19 protein-coding genes and 3 pseudogenes are annotated in these 14,712 nt (G+C 70.9%); 12 read left to right on the top strand and 10 right to left on the bottom strand.

Going from position 1 to position 14,712, the window contains the following annotated elements:
* Nucleotides 1–29 precede the first annotated feature (29 nt).
* Nucleotides 30–965 carry a MerR family transcriptional regulator gene (locus ACIA8E_RS34655; RefSeq protein ID WP_399304239.1) on the bottom strand — a complete coding sequence of 312 codons (936 nt, stop codon included), beginning with the start codon at nt 963–965 and terminating at the stop codon, nt 30–32.
* A gap of 97 nt (nt 966–1,062) precedes the next feature.
* Between ACIA8E_RS34655 and ACIA8E_RS34650 the strand changes: the two genes are divergently transcribed.
* A complete protein-coding gene (locus ACIA8E_RS34650) occupies nt 1,063–2,571 on the top strand; it encodes an alpha/beta fold hydrolase (RefSeq protein WP_399304237.1) in 1,509 nt (502 codons plus the stop codon).
* A gap of 131 nt (nt 2,572–2,702) precedes the next feature.
* Here ACIA8E_RS34650 and ACIA8E_RS34645 read toward each other — a convergent pair.
* Nucleotides 2,703–2,990: pseudogene (locus ACIA8E_RS34645) on the bottom strand (response regulator transcription factor); the annotation flags it as partial.
* Between the two features lie 5 nt (nt 2,991–2,995).
* Between ACIA8E_RS34645 and ACIA8E_RS34640 the strand changes: the two are divergent.
* Together ACIA8E_RS34640 and ACIA8E_RS34635 are read left to right on the top strand one after the other, a co-directional pair.
* Nucleotides 2,996–3,436, top strand: coding sequence for a phosphotransferase (locus ACIA8E_RS34640; RefSeq protein ID WP_399304235.1), 441 nt, complete (start codon nt 2,996–2,998; stop codon nt 3,434–3,436).
* On the top strand, nt 3,433–4,233 hold the full coding sequence (locus ACIA8E_RS34635; protein ID WP_399304233.1) for an enoyl-CoA hydratase-related protein: 801 nt from the start codon (nt 3,433–3,435) through the stop codon (nt 4,231–4,233). Before ACIA8E_RS34640 ends, ACIA8E_RS34635 begins: the two co-directional genes overlap by 4 nt.
* 66 nt (nt 4,234–4,299) lie before the next feature.
* On the opposite strand, the gene ACIA8E_RS34630 is transcribed toward ACIA8E_RS34635, so the two are convergent.
* Together ACIA8E_RS34630 and ACIA8E_RS34625 are read right to left on the bottom strand one after the other, a co-directional pair.
* A complete protein-coding gene (locus tag ACIA8E_RS34630) occupies nt 4,300–4,470 on the bottom strand; it encodes a hypothetical protein (protein WP_399304231.1) in 171 nt (56 codons plus the stop codon).
* The gene (locus ACIA8E_RS34625; protein WP_399304229.1) at nt 4,467–4,904 is read right to left on the bottom strand and encodes a hypothetical protein; all 438 of its coding nucleotides are present in this window, start codon (nt 4,902–4,904) and stop codon (nt 4,467–4,469) included. Before ACIA8E_RS34625 ends, ACIA8E_RS34630 begins: the two co-directional genes overlap by 4 nt.
* Before the next feature lie 113 nt (nt 4,905–5,017).
* Here ACIA8E_RS34625 and ACIA8E_RS34620 point away from each other — a divergent pair.
* From ACIA8E_RS34620 to ACIA8E_RS34610, 3 genes and pseudogenes are all read left to right on the top strand, one after another.
* Nucleotides 5,018–5,575, top strand: a pseudogene (locus tag ACIA8E_RS34620) (phosphotransferase); the annotation flags it as partial.
* Nucleotides 5,554–6,369, top strand: a pseudogene (locus tag ACIA8E_RS34615) (alcohol dehydrogenase catalytic domain-containing protein); the annotation flags it as partial. The pseudogenes ACIA8E_RS34620 and ACIA8E_RS34615, both read left to right, overlap by 22 nt.
* 267 nt (nt 6,370–6,636) lie before the next feature.
* Nucleotides 6,637–8,856: an FUSC family protein gene (locus ACIA8E_RS34610; protein WP_399304227.1), complete on the top strand. Its 2,220-nt coding sequence runs from the start codon at nt 6,637–6,639 to the stop codon at nt 8,854–8,856.
* On the opposite strand, the gene ACIA8E_RS34605 is transcribed toward ACIA8E_RS34610, so the two are convergent.
* The 4 genes from ACIA8E_RS34605 to ACIA8E_RS34590 all read right to left on the bottom strand — a co-directional run bounded on the left by ACIA8E_RS34605 (nt 8,784) and on the right by ACIA8E_RS34590 (nt 11,081).
* Complete coding sequence (locus ACIA8E_RS34605; protein WP_399304225.1) at nt 8,784–9,320, bottom strand: phosphate-starvation-inducible PsiE family protein; 537 nt, start codon at nt 9,318–9,320, stop codon at nt 8,784–8,786. The two genes, ACIA8E_RS34610 and ACIA8E_RS34605, sit on opposite strands and share 73 nt — an antisense overlap.
* Nucleotides 9,321–9,667: 347 nt before the next feature.
* A complete protein-coding gene (locus tag ACIA8E_RS34600; RefSeq protein ID WP_399304223.1) occupies nt 9,668–10,087 on the bottom strand; it encodes a DUF2267 domain-containing protein in 420 nt (139 codons plus the stop codon).
* A 53-nt stretch (nt 10,088–10,140) separates the two neighbouring features.
* Entirely contained in the window at nt 10,141–10,563 is a 423-nt protein-coding gene (locus ACIA8E_RS34595; RefSeq protein WP_383979465.1) for a DUF2267 domain-containing protein, read from the bottom strand.
* 86 nt (nt 10,564–10,649) lie between these two features.
* Entirely contained in the window at nt 10,650–11,081 is a 432-nt protein-coding gene (locus ACIA8E_RS34590; protein WP_383373669.1) for an Hsp20/alpha crystallin family protein, read from the bottom strand.
* A 126-nt stretch (nt 11,082–11,207) separates the two neighbouring features.
* On the opposite strand from ACIA8E_RS34590, the gene ACIA8E_RS34585 reads away from it, so the two are divergent.
* Nucleotides 11,208–11,885 carry a type III effector protein gene (locus ACIA8E_RS34585; RefSeq protein WP_399304221.1) on the top strand — a complete coding sequence of 226 codons (678 nt, stop codon included), beginning with the start codon at nt 11,208–11,210 and terminating at the stop codon, nt 11,883–11,885.
* A gap of 110 nt (nt 11,886–11,995) precedes the next feature.
* On the top strand, nt 11,996–12,526 hold the full coding sequence (locus tag ACIA8E_RS34580; protein ID WP_399304219.1) for a DUF6368 family protein: 531 nt from the start codon (nt 11,996–11,998) through the stop codon (nt 12,524–12,526).
* Here the strand turns inward: ACIA8E_RS34580 and ACIA8E_RS34575 are convergent.
* Nucleotides 12,432–12,920, bottom strand: a complete 489-nt coding sequence (locus ACIA8E_RS34575; RefSeq protein WP_399304217.1) for a transposase — start codon at nt 12,918–12,920, stop codon at nt 12,432–12,434. The genes ACIA8E_RS34580 and ACIA8E_RS34575 overlap by 95 nt on opposite strands.
* Entirely contained in the window at nt 12,836–13,327 is a 492-nt protein-coding gene (locus ACIA8E_RS34570) for a hypothetical protein (RefSeq protein ID WP_399304215.1), read from the bottom strand. The genes ACIA8E_RS34575 and ACIA8E_RS34570 overlap by 85 nt, the downstream gene beginning before the upstream one ends.
* Before the next feature lie 65 nt (nt 13,328–13,392).
* Here ACIA8E_RS34570 and ACIA8E_RS34565 point away from each other — a divergent pair, with 65 nt between their 5' ends.
* The 4 genes from ACIA8E_RS34565 to ACIA8E_RS34550 all read left to right on the top strand — a co-directional run bounded on the left by ACIA8E_RS34565 (nt 13,393) and on the right by ACIA8E_RS34550 (nt 14,676).
* Nucleotides 13,393–13,548, top strand: a complete 156-nt coding sequence (locus tag ACIA8E_RS34565) for a hypothetical protein (RefSeq protein WP_399304213.1) — start codon at nt 13,393–13,395, stop codon at nt 13,546–13,548.
* 77 nt (nt 13,549–13,625) lie between these two features.
* Nucleotides 13,626–13,793 carry a hypothetical protein gene (locus tag ACIA8E_RS34560; protein ID WP_399304211.1) on the top strand — a complete coding sequence of 56 codons (168 nt, stop codon included), beginning with the start codon at nt 13,626–13,628 and terminating at the stop codon, nt 13,791–13,793.
* A gap of 326 nt (nt 13,794–14,119) precedes the next feature.
* Entirely contained in the window at nt 14,120–14,575 is a 456-nt protein-coding gene (locus tag ACIA8E_RS34555) for a Ku protein (RefSeq protein ID WP_399304209.1), read from the top strand.
* On the top strand, nt 14,491–14,676 hold the full coding sequence (locus ACIA8E_RS34550) for a Ku protein (RefSeq protein ID WP_399304339.1): 186 nt from the start codon (nt 14,491–14,493) through the stop codon (nt 14,674–14,676). The genes ACIA8E_RS34555 and ACIA8E_RS34550 overlap by 85 nt, the downstream gene beginning before the upstream one ends.
* Nucleotides 14,677–14,712: the final 36 nt, after the last annotated feature.

Raw genomic sequence — 14,712 nt, 5'->3', positions numbered from 1 at the left:
GAGCGGCCGGCTGAGCGGACGCGCCCCGCTCAGCCGGCCGCTGCGGCGACGTCGGTCTCCAGCGAGGCCCGCATCCACTCGTGGGCCGCCCCGAGTGTCGGTTCCGGCGAACCGGTCAGCTCGCCGGTCAGCTCCCAGTACCGGTCGACCATCGGATCGGCGGCCAGCGCCAGCAGCCCGCTGAGCCTGCGGCGGAACTCCGGGCTGTCCCGCAGGCCCCGCGAGTCGGCGTGGGCCGAGACGAAGCAGTCGAGTGCCTGCCCCCGCTCCGGTGCCCGGTTCGTCTTCAGCTCAGCCGCCGCCAGCGTGTACGCATCGAAGAGGCCGTCGTACAGCACGTCGGGGCGGCGGACCTCGTCGGTCCGGTTGCCCGCCGGCCGGCGGGGGTCGATGGCCGGGCAGGGCGCGGTGGCGATGGCGTACAACCGGGCGAAGGTCAGCACCTGGGCCGGCGTCGGATCCGCCGGCGGCTGCGGCACCGCGTACTCGAGGATCGAGGAGACCAGCCGGGACGACAGCCGCACGGGCAGCGCCCCCCGCCAGAAGCGCGCCAGCGGCGCCGTACTGGGCGGGGTGGACACCCTGCCGACCAGCCGCAGGCGGTCGGCGCGCTCCTCGGCCGGGCAGTCCCGGATCAGCTGCAGGGCGGCCTCCCGCCAGCGCAGCGCGGCCAGTTGGGAGCCGAGCTCGCGCAGCTGTCCGTCGATGGCGTCCTCCAGGGCGTCCGCCAGACCGTCGCCGTGGTCGAGCACCCGGCCCACCTCCGGCACCGGCAGATCGAGGGTGCGCAGCGAGCGGATCAGCCGCAGCCTTTCCAACGCGTCGGGCCCGTACCGCCGGTGCCCACCGGAACTGCGGGAGGCCTCGGGCAGCAGACCGCGGTCGGAGTAGAAGCGGACGGTCTTCACCGTGACGCCCGCCTGCTCGGCGAGCTCGCCGATGCTCCACATTCCGTCAGGGGACAAGACTTGAACCTCCCTCAGGGGGAGTTCCTACCGTACCTGCGAGCGCGGACGACCGATACGGACGGCCGCGCGGACCGCGGCACGCAAGGAGGCGATCATGACGGCGTTCGTATTGGTTTCCGGACCTTTCACCGGTGGCTGGATCTGGCGGAAGACCGTCGAACGGTTGCGCGGTTCTGGGGCGGAGGTACACCCGCTGACCCTCACCGGCCTCGGGGAGCGCCGCCACCTGGCCGGGCCGGGCACCGACCTGGAGACGCACATCAAGGACGTGGTGCAGCTGATCGACCACCTCGACGCGCCGGAGCTGGTGCTGGTCGGCCACGACTACGCCATCCATCCGGTGCTGGGAGCCGCCGACCGCCGTCCGGAGCGGATCAGCCGGGTCGTTCACCTGGACGCCGGCCTGCCGCAGGACGGCGACGCCGCCCTCGCGCTCGTCCCGGACCAGGAGGTCCGTGAGCGGCTGCTGCGCCAGGACGGGCCGGCCGAGCACGACTGGCGGATCCCCGTGCCGCAGCCCGACGAGTGGCATCGCTGGGGCAGCACCGCGGGCCTCACGGCTGAGGCGCTGGCCCAACTGGACGGCTACGCCGCGCCGCAGCCGTCCGGCACCCTCGTCCAGCCGTTGCGGCTGTCCGGGGCGCTCGCCGGATGGCCCACCACCGGCGTCTTCTGCACCGCCGGCGGGGTGACCATCGCCATGGTCGAGACGCTGGTCCGGAGCGGGCCGCCGCAGTTCCGGGCGCTTGCCGACCCTCGGGTCAGCTTCTTCGAACTCGCCACCGGGCACTGGCCGATGCTCTCCGCCCCCGACGAGCTGGCCAGTGTCCTGCTCCGGGCGGCCGCCGGTGAGGGGCACCGGATCACCGCGAGCGGCGACGAACAGCCCTTCTACCTCAAGCCGTTCGTGCTGGACGTCCCTGAGCGGCCGTGCGAGCGGGTCGGTTCGGTCGACCTCCATCTGCCGGACGCGGACGGGCCCCGGCCCGCCGTCGTGTTCGTTCACGGCGGCCCCGTAGCTGCCGAGCTGCGGCCCACGCCGCGGGACTGGCCGGTCTACACCGGCCACGCCCGGTACGCGGCGAGCCGGGGCGTCGTCGGCGTGACCGTCGACCACGCCCTGTACGCCCTCACTGACTACGCGCAGGCCGCCGAGGACATTGCCGCGGCCGTCGAACTGGTCCGGGCCGACCCTCGGGTGGACGCCGACCGCATCGCCCTGTGGTTCTTCTCCGCCGGCGGGCTGCTCTCCGCCGACTGGCTCGCCGCGCCGCCACCGTGGCTGCGCTGCGTCGCCGCGAACTACCCGGTCCTCGCGCCGCTCCCCGGCTGGAGCGCGGTGGACGCGCGGTTCCGACCCGTGGCCGCGGTGCGGACGGCCGGGGAGCTGCCGATCGTCCTCACCCGGGCCGGCCTGGAACACGCCGAGTTCGCGGCCACCGTCGAGGATTTCCTGGCCGCCGCCAAGACCGTCGACGCCCGGATCGAGACCATTGACGTCCCGGCCGGCCACCACGGCTTCGACGCAGCGGATCACACCGACGACTCCCGCCACGCCGTGGCAGCAGCCCACAACGCAGTCCTGGCCCACCTCCAGGCCTGACCGCTACGTGAGGAGGTCGACCGGCAGTACACCGACACGTACGGCGCGTCGATCGTCGGGTTCGCATTCGCCCACAGGAACTACCGGGACAGGCGCAGCTCCGGCTGCTGATCCCAAGTCTCGGCTTCGGTCTACGTCTGCTCGGTGGGCTGCTGGGCGGCCTCGCGTGCGCCGGCGCTGATCAGCCCTGTCTCGTAGGCGACGATGACGGCCTGGACACGGTCACGGAGTCCGAGCTTGGCGAGGATGCGGGCGACGTGCGTCTTGACGGTCGCCTCGGCCAGGTGGAGGCGGGGGGCGAGTTCGGCGTTGCTCAGCCCTCTGGCCAGCAGGCCGAGGACCTCCAGTTCGCGCGGGGTGAGCGAGGCGAGGTCGCGGTGGAGGGCGGCGGTGTCGCTGCCGCGCTGGGCGAACCGCTGCCATCGTGCACGGCGACTACCGGCTCGACAACGTCATCATCGACGCCGACGACCTGGGCAGGGTGGCGGCGGTGCTCGACTGGGAGATGGCCACGCTGGGCGATCCGCTGGTCGACCTCGCCAACGCGCTGGTGTTCTGGGACGGTCTGAAGGACCTGCAGCGTGTGATCGCCGCACCGCCCTCGGGTCATGAGGCATTCCCCGGCAGGGATCGGCTCATGGCGCGCTATGCCGCCGGAACCGGCCGTGAGCTGGACGAACTCCCCTGGTACCTCGCATTCGTCCAGTACAAGTTCGCGGCGATATGCGAGGGAATCCACTATCGCCACACCCGCGGCGAGACGGTCGGCGAAGGCTTCGATCGCATCGGGCAGATGCTCCCCGACGTCGTGGCCCTGGGTCATCTCTCCCTTGCCGACCTGCCCAGGATGCAGGACGCGCCATGAGCACCGCGGCCGGGCGGGTGGACCACCGCGCCGACTGGAGCGAGGAGGACGGGGGTGGCGCCGGATTCCGACTCACCCGCGAGGGCCACGTACTCCGCATCGTGATCAGTCGGCCTGAGCGCAGGAACGCGCTCGATCCGGACAGCATGGTGGAAATGGCCCGGGTCATCGGGGATGCCCACACGGACCCCGACATCCGCGTGATCGTGCTGACCGGAGCTGGCACTGCATTCTGCGCCGGCGGTGACCTGGTGGCCGTCGCCGGCCGGCCGCCCGAGACCGTCATGGAGGCGGCCAACGCGCTGATCCGGGCCATCGTCTCCTCACCGATCCCGGTGGTGGCCGCCGTCAACGGACCCGCAATCGGGTACGGCGTCGCCCTGGCCTGCGCGGCGGACCTCACGTACGTCGCTCGCGAAGCCCACTTCGTGATGCCCCTCACCTCACTAGGGCTCATGCCTGACGGCGGGTCCAGCGCCCTGGTGGCCGCGACGGTCGGGCGGGCCCGGGCCGCCGAGCTGGCTCTTCTCGGAAAAGCTGTTTGCGGGGCCGAGGCCCAGGCGATTGGCCTGGTCGCCCGGGCTGTGCCCGGGGCGGACCTGGACGCCCATGTGCAAGCGGTGGCTCACTGGTTGAGCGCTCGGCCCCGCCGGGCGATCGAGCTGACGAAGCAGGCTCTGACCGCTGCGAGTCTGAGCGCCTTCGAAGACACGCTTGCCAGAGAAGGGAGCGGGCAGGGCGAACTTCTCGCCACTGCCAACTTCGCAGCGGACCGTGCCGCTTCGGCAGGCACGTGAAACGGGCCTGCCGAAGCAACTGCAGGTGGGAACCTGCTGTCCGCTCTCGCGCCGTCCGGGCAGGCACTACGGCCGCTTTGTTGTTGCCGACAACTGGCGGCGCGAGGAGGGCCTGGCCGGGTTGGCGTTGAAGGGATCACCCGGCCGGCCTCGACTGTCTCCCGTCGCTTCTACGAGCGCAAGCGCGCCGAAGGCAACCGCGATGAGCTTGTCGATCTCGGCGATCTGCTCGTTCAAGGGTAGTGCCGCAGCGGCGCCACCTCGACCTCGCCCCAAACCGTGAGCGCGTCATCCAGCTCCGCGTACAGATCCCGCAGACACTCCGGCACAAGGCCGACACCCGCCGGCGGAGGAGCCATCGGTGCCGCCGGCACGCTGCCGACCGCCGTGTCCCGCTCCCGATTTCGCCGGGACGAAGCGGCGGTCGGGAAGCCGGGCGAGGAGTCGACGAGCAACAGGCCCAGCAGGCCAGCGCACCAGGTCGATGCGCTCGGGCGCTGCACGGCTACACGGTCGTGGGGGGAGAAGCCGGCCGCGATGCAGACCATCCGCGGACGCCGCCAGTCGATCGACTCGGCGGCCTCCGCGCCCAGCATCTTCCGGACGAGCGCCTCGAACTCGTGGTGCGCCGACTCCAGCCAGGACAGGTACGAGACGGCCTGGGACAGCACCCCTTCTCTGAACTGTGCTGCAGGAGCAACATCCAGACCTTGCAGGGCTGGCCATCCGCGAGGTGCCGGGCGGCTGGGGCAACCAAATGTGGCGCCTCGGGGATGAGTTGGCCGTGCGCATGCAGCGCATGGACCCCACCCCGGAGCTCCAGCTCAAGGAGCGGCGGTGGCTACCCGTGCTGGCCCCGGGCCTGCCTCTCCCGGTGCCGGCTCCGGTGCGGTTCGGTGAACCGTCCGAGCGCTTCCCCAAGCACTGGACCGTGATGACGTGGGTTCCCGGCGAGCCGCTGGACCACGGCTCGATCAGCCGCGGCGCCCACGCGGCCGACACGCTGGCGGGTTTCCTCCGGGTGCTCCATGTGGAGGCGCCCGCCGAGGCGCCGATCGCTACGGACCGCGGTGCCCATCCCAGGAACTGCCCGGACGGCTTCGAGAACTTCTTCCAGGCCGTTGCCCCCGACGACATCGCTGCCGACGTGCGGGCCGTCTGGGACGACGCGGTTGCGGCCCAGACGTGGGAGGGCCCGCCGGTGTGGGTGCATGGCGACCTCCATCCTGCGAACGTCGTCGTCTCGGACGGAACGCTCTCGGGCATCGTCGACTTCGGTGGCATGTGCGCCGGTGATCCGGCGTGGGACCTCGCCGCCGCATGGGTGCTGCTACCTGCGGGGGTTCGGACCTGCACATGTACGAAGGCCGCACCTCGTTCGAGTCTGGCCGCACCCTGGGGCACGAGAACCTGGGCCAGGTCGTGGAGGTCGGCTCGGCCGTCCGCAAGGTCCAGGTCGGCCAGTATGTGGTCCTGCCCTTCAACATCGCCTGCGGCTTCTGCAAGCAGTGCGAGCGGGGTCTGACCAACTACTGCCTGACCATGCAGCCGGAACCGGCCCTCGCCGGAGCCGCCTACGGATTCGCCGACATGGGCCCCTACCAGGGCGGCCAGGCGGAACTGCTGCGCGTGCCCTACGGCGACTTCAACGCGCTGCGTCTTGGCGAGGACGCCGCCGACCGGCAGACCGACTATGTGATGCTCGCCGACATCTTCCCCACCGGCTATCACGCCACCGAGATGGCCCACGTCAAACCGGGCGACCAGACGATCGTCTTCGGGGCCGGTCCCGTCGGACTGATGGCGGCCTATTTCAGCCCTCCTCAAGAGCGCCGGCCGCGTCTGGGTAGCCGACCACCAGCCCGACCGGCTGCGCAAGGCGGTGTTGATCGGGGCCATCCCGATCAACACCGCCGAGCAGAAGCCGGCAGAGGTCGTCAACAGGCGCCGGTGAAGAAGTACAACCGGGCGCTGCGGGATCTGATCGCCGGCGAGAAGGCAACGCCGAGTTTCGTCGTCTCCCACGAACTCAGCATGGACGAGGCCCCCACAGCCTACGAGCACCTCGACGCCCGTGACGAGGGCTGGACCAAGGTGGTCCTGCATCCGAACGGACACGGCAACGGCCACAGGCGGGACGGCGGCCCGGCTCCGGCCGAGGCTGGACGGGCGACGATCGCCTGCGCTCCGGTCGGACCTGAACCAGCGGCAATCGCCCGCGCTCCGGCCCGGTAGGACGGACGGTGGACGCCCAACGGTGTCCGCAGTGGTAGCACCCCGTCCCAGCGGCTGCGGCCACCAGCCTGTTCCTGGGCCCGTGCCGGAGGCTTCCTTGCCCGACGGCTCCCGCAGCTCAACCAGGCCGACGCGACCCGGCAGGGCGTTCCGGCTAGGCTCACACCCGTGACGTGGCTGCGGGCCTTCGGGGAGGTCGTGCGCTCCGGCCTCAGGATCGAGGAGACGCGGCTGGAGCCGCTGCTGGCGCTGCGCACGGCTGCTGGGGTGGCGATCGTCCTCGGGCTGGCGCTGTGGCTGGTTTCCCCTGCGTACGCCGCGTCCGCCGCCCTCGGTGCCTACTCCGCGGGTGGGGCCACCTTCCAGCGCACCTGGCGTCCACGCAAGGTGATCGCGCTCGGCGCGGGCGCGGGTCTGGCGCTCAGCACCTTCGTGGGCTACCTGGGGGCGGGGCGACTGGTGACGTTCCTCCCACTGCTGACCGTATGGGCCTTTGCCGCGGGGATGGCGTGGGCCGTCGGATCGACCGCTGGGATCGTCGCAGCGACGACTGTCGGCAGCATGCTGGTGACCATCACCCTGCCCACGAGCGTCGGGCGAGCCCTGGAGCACGCCGGGGTCATCGCGCTTGGAGGCGTGGCGCAGGCCGTGCTGATCTTGCTGTTCCCGATCCGCCGTTGGGGGGCGCATCGTGACGCGCTCGCCGATGCCCTGGCCGCCGTGGCGGACTACGCCCGCCGGCTGCGGCACGACCCGACCGCCCCGTTCGACCCGGAGCCGTTGATGACGGCCCGGGACGCGGCCGCCGTGACGCCATCACAGGCCCGCACCCGGCCCCCCGTCCTCCACGGTCCCCGGGGCCTCGCCGAGCGCATTCGGCCGGTCGTCGCCGCGCTCGCCGACCCGGACGTCGGCGCCCCGGCGGAGGGACCCGGGCGGGACCGCGCGCGGGAGTTGCTCGACGCGGCCGCCGACGTCCTGGATGCGGCCGCCCGTTCGATCCGCCGCGGCGCTCCCGTCGAGGTGCCGCCCGGGAGCGCGGACGTCCTGCGCGTCGACGAGGAGCACGAGGTGCTGGAGGGGCCAGCCCGGCAGACTGCCGAGCGGCTCGTGGAACTGCTCGGCGAGGCGGTGGAGACCGCCGGGAGCGGAGCGCGCGGGAAGACGCCCACGCAGCCCGGCCCCGCGGGCGCCCAGTTCCTGGTGCGCCCGACAATGTTCCGGCTGGTACCGGTCGTCGTCCGGGCGGTCCGCCGTGAGCTCCGCCGGGACTCGCCCGTGTTCCGGCACGCCGTCCGCCTGGCGGCGGTGGCCACGCTCGGCTATCTGATCGCCGACCGGCTACCCCTGGGCCACGGCTACTGGGCGCCCATCGCCTCGGTGATGGTGATGCGGCCGGACTTCCACCGGACGTACGCGCGTGCGGTGGCCCGTCTCGCCGGGACCCTGGCGGGGGTCGCGCTCGCCACCGGGATGGTGCGGGCCCTGGGCCCGGACGCCCATGTGTTCGGCGCGCTGGCGGTGGTCTCGGCGGGCCTGTCGTACACGCTGATCCGTACCGGCTACGCCTACTCCCAGTGCTTCACTGCCGCGTACGTCGTCTTCCTGCTCGGCATGGGCGGCCAGGCATGGGAGCAGACGGTCCCGGAGCGGGTGGTGCTCACGCTGCTCGGCGGGGCCCTGGCAATGCTGGCGTACGTGGTGTTCCCGGCATGGGAGACGCCCCGGCTGCCGGGCCGGCTTGCGGACTGGCTCGCCGCCAACGGCCGCTATGCGGCCGCGGTGCTCCGCAGCTACGCGGAACCGACCCGGGAGCATCGCGCCGACATGCGCAGGGCACTGCTGGCGAGCAGGGAGGCACGTGCCGCCTGGCAGGAGGCCTACGATCGGGCAAGGCAGGAACCGGTCCGCCCCAGGGGCCTGACGTCGCGCGAGGCGGAGGAGGCGCAGGAGGCGCTCAAGGGGTTCGGCCGGGCGGCGATGCTCATGGAGAGCCACGTCCCGCGGGACGACAGCCGTTTCGTCCCCGAGGCGGAGCGGCTTGCCGAGGCCCTGGAGGCGGACACCGCGCAGGCGGCAGTCGACGTGCGCGAGCACAGGAATCCGGACTGGGGGCGCGTGGAGGACGCGCTCCACGCGTGGGAGGGCGCCGCCGCCGGGGACCGGAGCCCGGTGATGCGGCGCGAGGCGGAACTACAGAAGCGGGCCTTGGAGGACCTCGCGACGGCCGTGAGCCGCACACCCCTGGAACGGGATGTCGGCTCCGCTCGCGAGGAGCAGCGGGTGCGGGCGGCCGTGGCGGCGGAAGATGACGATCAGGACCCGCGCCCCGGGGTGGGTGACGGCGCTGGCGACGGGGAGCGCCGCACCTCCTGGAGCGGGAAGTAGTCTCCCGGCCGCGTCGAGCGCCGCCATACGTACGCCGCTGTCGCCATCACGAGGATCAGCCCCGCCAGGATGAGCAGTTCGATCCCCTCGACGTTCCACCGGAAGGACTTCTCCGCCTCGGCCGTCACGATGAGCACCTTGCGGATGCCGGCGATCAGGCCGACGACGAGGAACGGCTCCGCGTCGAGGGTCTGGTTCCTGATGGTGAGGCGGACGGTGTGGAGCAGCTCGGCCACGATGAACAGCACAAGGCCGTTGTCCAAGGCGGAGAGAACGACCGTATCCTCGCGGTACGGCCCCTGGATCGACCTGATGACGTCGTGGACGACCCCGACGGTAAGGAGCCCCGCGAGCAGTACGAGGAGCGCCGCGACGACGAGATGGATGCCGTCCTCGATGAGTTGCAGGAGGCCCTGTACCCGGCCGCCCTCGATCTTCGGGAGAGTGGGTCGCACAGTCAGCATGCTAGGGCCTGTTGCGAAAATGCTGGTCACAGACATGCGGGGTCGGACGTGTTGTGCTGTCATGCTCCGGTGAATCGACAGGGTGCTCCTACGGCCGACGAAACTCCGACCTGCCGCATCCGGCGGCCCGACGCGTCTGATCTCGATGAGTGCGTCGACGTGCTCGCCGAGGTCCATGATGGTGACGGCTATCCGGCGAACTGGCCTGAGCGTCCCAGCGAGTGGCTGGTGCAGCCTTCCCTTTCGCGGCCTGGGTGACGGAACTGAACGGACACGTGGTCGGTCACACGGTCTGTCACGCAGCGGGGCGGGCGATACCCGCCGGGCGCCGGATGGACACGGCGCGCTCAGGCGGCGGGTGCGAGTTCGGCGCGGCCGAACAGGAGCGCGAACCCGGAAGGGAGCTGGAGCAGGATGCGGGTGAGGAGGTCGGGGCCTGCCAGCTGGGCGACCGGGGCGAGGACGGAGCCGGTGTCCCAGCGTGCGGTGGCGGGTGTTCCGCCGGTGCGGGCGGCGAGGTCTTCCACGAAGTCCCAGCCGGTGAGGGGCTGGGCGCCGGGAGTCTGGGCGGAGAAGACGAGCCCGGCCTCGACGGGCAGACGGGACGCGAGTTCGACGCGCTCGTCGCCGGTCAGCTGCCGGCCCAGCGCGGCGAGCACGGCGTGGGTGACTTTCTCTGCTCGTTCGCGAGTCGGGTACGCGCCTTCGTACCGCACTCGCTCGAGCAGCTGGTCGTACGTCATCTGTGGTTCAGTCTTGGGGAGCATTGCTGGAGAGGTCCTCTCTCGTCGCAGTTCCGGTCGGTGAGGGTGCGGGATGTTCAGGGGTGCCCCGTCTCCTGGAGCGGTGAGGCCGGCCGGGGGTGGCCACAGAGCTCGTCGTAGCCCGGCGGCAGCTGGAGCAGGATGCGGCTCATGAGGTCCTCGCCCGCCGCGTCAGCGGTCGTGCTGAGCACGGCGCCGACATCCCACTTTGCGGTCTCCTCGGTCGCCCCCTCGATCCATGCCGCGGTGGCGCGGACGAACCGCTCGGGGGAGAGCGGTTCAGCGGCCTGCAAAGGGTTGAGCAGGATCAGGGCGTAGTTTTCGGGAAGCCGTGCGGCCAGTTGGGCGCGCTCCTCGCCGACGAGGTGCGCGCCGAGCAGGGCCAGGACGACCCGGGCTGCCCGGTCGGCTTCCTGTGGTGTGTCGTACGTGCCGCGTTCCTGGACTCGGGTCAGGAATGTCTTCGCTTCGAGGGTCACTTTTGCTGTCCCCTTTCCTGAAGCGTGGAGGGCGGGGCGAGGGAGGAGATCCGTCCCGCCCTCCACCGCCGAGATACGGGAGTGACTCAGCCGCTGATCTCCTTGCGCGTGGCCTCCCCGCCGATGGCGATCTTGCGGGGCTTGGCGCGCTCGGCGATCGGGATGCGCAGGGTCAGAACACCCGCGTCGTAGTCGGCCTCGATGTGCTCCGTGTCGAGGGTGTCGGCCAGCATGACCTGGCGGGAGAAGACACCCAGCATCCGCTCGGAGAGTTCCATCTGTACGTTGTCCGACTTCTCGACCGGCCGCCGCTCGGCCTTGACGGTCAGCATGTTCCGCTCGACATCGATGTCGATCGCGTCCGGGGAGACGCCGGGGAGATCGAAGGTGACGACGTACTCGTCACCGTCGCGATAGGCGTCCATCGGCATTGCGGACGGCCTCGACCAGGTGCCTGGCCCCATCAGCTGCTGGGCGATCCGGTCGAACTCACGGAACGGGTCGGTGCGCATCAACATCACGAAACACCTCCAGTTGGTTCAGGCAGTACCTGCCAATGCGCTTCACCTGATTTCCCTTGTAGCATGTCATCCATGCGATGACAAGTGGCGTGTCGTCGAAAGGATGACAGACAGGAGATCGCCGTGGCCACAGCCGACCAGCGCAGCCCGTCCGCGAACACGAACGTCGGCCCGGCTTCCTTCGTCGCTGCTGAGAGGGCCCTGGACGCCATCCGCGACGTCCTCAGCGCCGCCCGCACCGCACAACCCGGCGAATCGCCCGGCCGCGGGGCAGGCCCCGACCAGGCCCTGGCCTCCCTTCTTCTGCTGCGCGAGGTGCGCGAAGAGCTCGCAGCCTGGGAGACGGGCCTGATCGAAGCGGCCCGGGAGGCGGGCGCCAACTGGGCCGACCTTGCCCACCCTCTCGGTGTCGCCAGCCGCCAGGCCGCCGAACGCCGCTACCTGCGCCTGCGCCCCGGTGGCTCCGGCACGACGGGAGAACAGAGGGTCAAGGCCACCCGTGACCTGCGTGCCGCCGACCGGAGTGTCGGCGCCTGGGCGCGTGGCAACGCGGCCGATCTGCGGCGGCTCGCCGGCCAGATCACGGCACTCACGGACCTCCCGGCCGCGGCCCGCACCCCCCTCGGCAACCTCCATCACGCTCTCGCCGACAACGACGCCGCCGCCTTGGTCGGCCCCCTGACCGCCACCGGGCCGCACCTGGAAGCCGGCCACCCCGACCTGGCCACCCGCATCGATGCCATCACCCGCCACACGAAACATCTTCGGCAGGACAGCATCGACAGGCGCAACAGCGTCTGACCCGCACGGCTGGCTCTGTTCGCGTGTCCTGGCTCTGGCTCGACTTCTGTGCGCGGCCACGCTGAGTAATGAGGTAAGGAGGACGGTCCCGGCTGGTCAGGCTCCGAGCTATGGGTGGACCGGTGTTGGTGAGCGAGTTGGCGAAGGCCGTCCCCGGCGCGGTGATTCAGCGGCTCCGTGACCTTCTGATTCGCTCCTCGGCACGGTTTGAGGAGAAGCGGGTTGGCGAGTATGACCTGAACATTCACGCGGAGAGCCTCGGCATCTCGGACACCGGGGGTGTCGACGGCCAGCGGCCAGTCCTGGTCTCTGTCATGGGGCCCGGCATCGGCGACCGGTCCATCTTCGAGGCCGAGCACGCCGACGAAGTCGATCAGGAGCCTCTCATCGGCTTCACGCCGACCCAGGCCGTCGACGTCGTCGCCTTCGCAACCGTCCAGTCGACGAGTCGTCACGGCCCTGCTGGCCGCCGCCGCTATGGACGTGGTCAGTGGCCTCGTCAACGCCGAACTAATCGGTCGGCTCCGGAAGACCTTCGGGGGTTGATCAAGCTGCCGGCGCGACGGAGGATTCTTCCTGTCGATCGGCGGGTGTGTGCCGGTCGAGTCTGGCCAGCAGATCGTTCTGGTCGGAGGTGGTGAACCTCCACTGGAACGGCTGTGTCGTGGCGTTGTAGCGGTCTTCGAATGCTCGGAGCCGGTCCCGGACCTGGGTCAGGTCGGTGAAGTCGTTGGGCGAGACGACCTTGCGTTGGACGATGGAAAAGAAGATCTCGATCTGGTTTGTCCGGGAGGCGTGGACGGGGGTGTGGACCATGATCGCGTTCGGGAACGCTGTGGTCAGGCGGTCGATGGCTTTCTTCCCCCGGTGGGAGGAGCCGTTGTCGACGATCCAGAAGACGCGTCTGGCACTGGCGTAGGGCTCGGTGCTCATGATCTGGGTGACCAGGTTCATGAAGGGCACGATGCCGGTCTTCGGCTCGCAGCGGCCGAAGACCTTCGCCTGATGGACGTCGTAGGCGGCCAGGTAGGCCAACGCGCCGCCGGGTCGTATTCGTGGTTGACGCGCATCGCCCGGGCCTGCCCCGGCGCCAGGGTCGGGTGGCAGCGGCAGCGCGCCTGAATGGAGGTCTTCTCGTCGCTGGAGATGACGTACTCGTCCTCGCCCAGCGGTTCGCCGTCGAAGGGACGGGCGTACAAGTCCAGGACCCGCTGGGCCATGGCGCGGAAGTTCGGGTCGCGGATGAAGATCCAGGACCGGTACTGCCAGGGCTTGTTCGAGTCCTGGTGCAGCCAGCGGCGCACCGTGGACGCCGAGATGCTGTCGGTGATCCCGCGTGCGGTCAGCTCGGCGGCCAACTCTGGGCACGACCAGCGCGAGAGCGGCACGCCGGTCTCGGTGGGGAGTTGGCAGGCCAGTGCCTTGGCCTCGGCGACCTGCACGGGGGGACCGTGCGGGGCGCCCGCTGCGCTTGCGGTCGGCCAGGGCCGGCAGCCCGCCGTGGGCGATGCGTGCGTTGGAACACCCGCGGGACGCCTGGCAGCGCTTCGCCGACCAGCAGGCCGCCGTCCTGGCCGCCCTGTCGGAGTCGGGCCGCGCCCCGCACGTCGTCGCCCGCCTCGCGGAGTTCCAGGCCGCCATCACCGACTCCAGCAGCGCGTAGACGCCGAAGCCCGCGCGTTCGTCACCCGCCAGCTGCCGCTGCTGTACGAGCAGGGGGCGCAGCAGGCCGCGAAGACGGTGGGTGGCCGGTTCACGTGGACGCTGCTCCACACCGAGGCCTTGCAGTCGCTCGCCGCCGACTCCTACGCCGACTTCCTGCGCCGCTCTCAGGAGGAGCAGCGCATGGCGGCCGCGTTCTACCGGGCGGTGCGCGAGGCGGCACGCGCTGGTTCTTCTCGTTCTTGATGGTGTAGCGAGCCTCTGCCCCGTTGCCCTCGGCACGCTCGATCCGGCCCTGCGCCTGCTCGTCCTTCTGGTTCCCTCCAAGTTTGCTTGTAGGTCGGCGGGGGGACTCGCCCCACTCGTTCGGCGGGGGACTCCCCTCATGGCGCCCGTGACTATGGCTAGGCGCACTGACAGCCCACCCCCGCCTCCGCACCACAGCAACCACTGCGGGCCGAATGGACGACGTCTCGCCCCCGGCCCCGACACCGCGTTGGCGTTGTATCAGTGATCACTGGGCCGGAGCAGTACCCCGCGCGCTGGGCCGCCCCGGCCTGCAGGGTGTTCGTATGAGGGCACTGTGGTCGGGTTACGTCTCGTTCGGCCTGGTCACGCTCCCCGTCCACCTCTTCGCCGCGACCGAGGAGCACGGCCCCGGGTTCCACCAGGTCCATGCGAGCGACGGCGCCCGTATCCGGCACCGGCTGGTGTGCGAGCTGGAGGACCGGGAGGTGCCGCGGTCGGAGATCGCGCACGGCTGGGAGGGGCCCGACGGCCGCACGGTCGTCCTCCTCGATGAGGACCGGGCGGTACTGCCTCTGCAGACGCGTAAGACCGTCGACGTCCTCGGGTTCGTCAGCGAGCGCGACGTCGACCCCGTGCTGTACTCCAAGCCGTACTGGGTCGGGCGGATGGCGAGGCGGGGCAGCGGCCCTATGCGCTGCTTGTCGAGGCGCTGGCGCGGCACGGCACCGTCGCCGTCGCGAAGGTCACCCTGCGGACCAGGGAGCGGCTGGCGGTACTGAGGCCGAGGCACGGGATGCTCGTGCTGCACACGCTGCGATGTTCACTAGGCACTGTTTCTCGGATCATGTTCGGAGCCAGATCACGAGGGCTGCGAGGGTGACGGTGCCGAGGTAGATGTAGGCGCGCTTCTCGTAGC

Source organism: Streptomyces sp. NPDC051664 (genome assembly GCF_044453545.1).
GTDB lineage: Bacteria > Actinomycetota > Actinomycetes > Streptomycetales > Streptomycetaceae > Streptomyces.
This window is presented reverse-complemented; position numbering and strand designations above follow the sequence as displayed.

Excerpts from the sequence above, each read along its gene's own strand:
- ACIA8E_RS34650 (WP_399304237.1), top strand. The coding sequence starts at position 1,063 with ATGACGGCGTTCGTATTGGTTTCCGGACCTTTCACCGGTGGCTGGATC.
- ACIA8E_RS34635 (WP_399304233.1), top strand. The coding sequence starts at position 3,433 with ATGAGCACCGCGGCCGGGCGGGTGGACCACCGCGCCGACTGGAGCGAG.
- ACIA8E_RS34605 (WP_399304225.1), bottom strand. The coding sequence starts at position 9,320 with ATGCTGACTGTGCGACCCACTCTCCCGAAGATCGAGGGCGGCCGGGTA.
- ACIA8E_RS34600 (WP_399304223.1), bottom strand. The coding sequence starts at position 10,087 with ATGCTCCCCAAGACTGAACCACAGATGACGTACGACCAGCTGCTCGAG.
- ACIA8E_RS34590 (WP_383373669.1), bottom strand. The coding sequence starts at position 11,081 with ATGTTGATGCGCACCGACCCGTTCCGTGAGTTCGACCGGATCGCCCAG.
- ACIA8E_RS34580 (WP_399304219.1), top strand. The coding sequence starts at position 11,996 with ATGGGTGGACCGGTGTTGGTGAGCGAGTTGGCGAAGGCCGTCCCCGGC.
- ACIA8E_RS34565 (WP_399304213.1), top strand. The coding sequence starts at position 13,393 with ATGCGTGCGTTGGAACACCCGCGGGACGCCTGGCAGCGCTTCGCCGAC.
- ACIA8E_RS34555 (WP_399304209.1), top strand. The coding sequence starts at position 14,120 with ATGAGGGCACTGTGGTCGGGTTACGTCTCGTTCGGCCTGGTCACGCTC.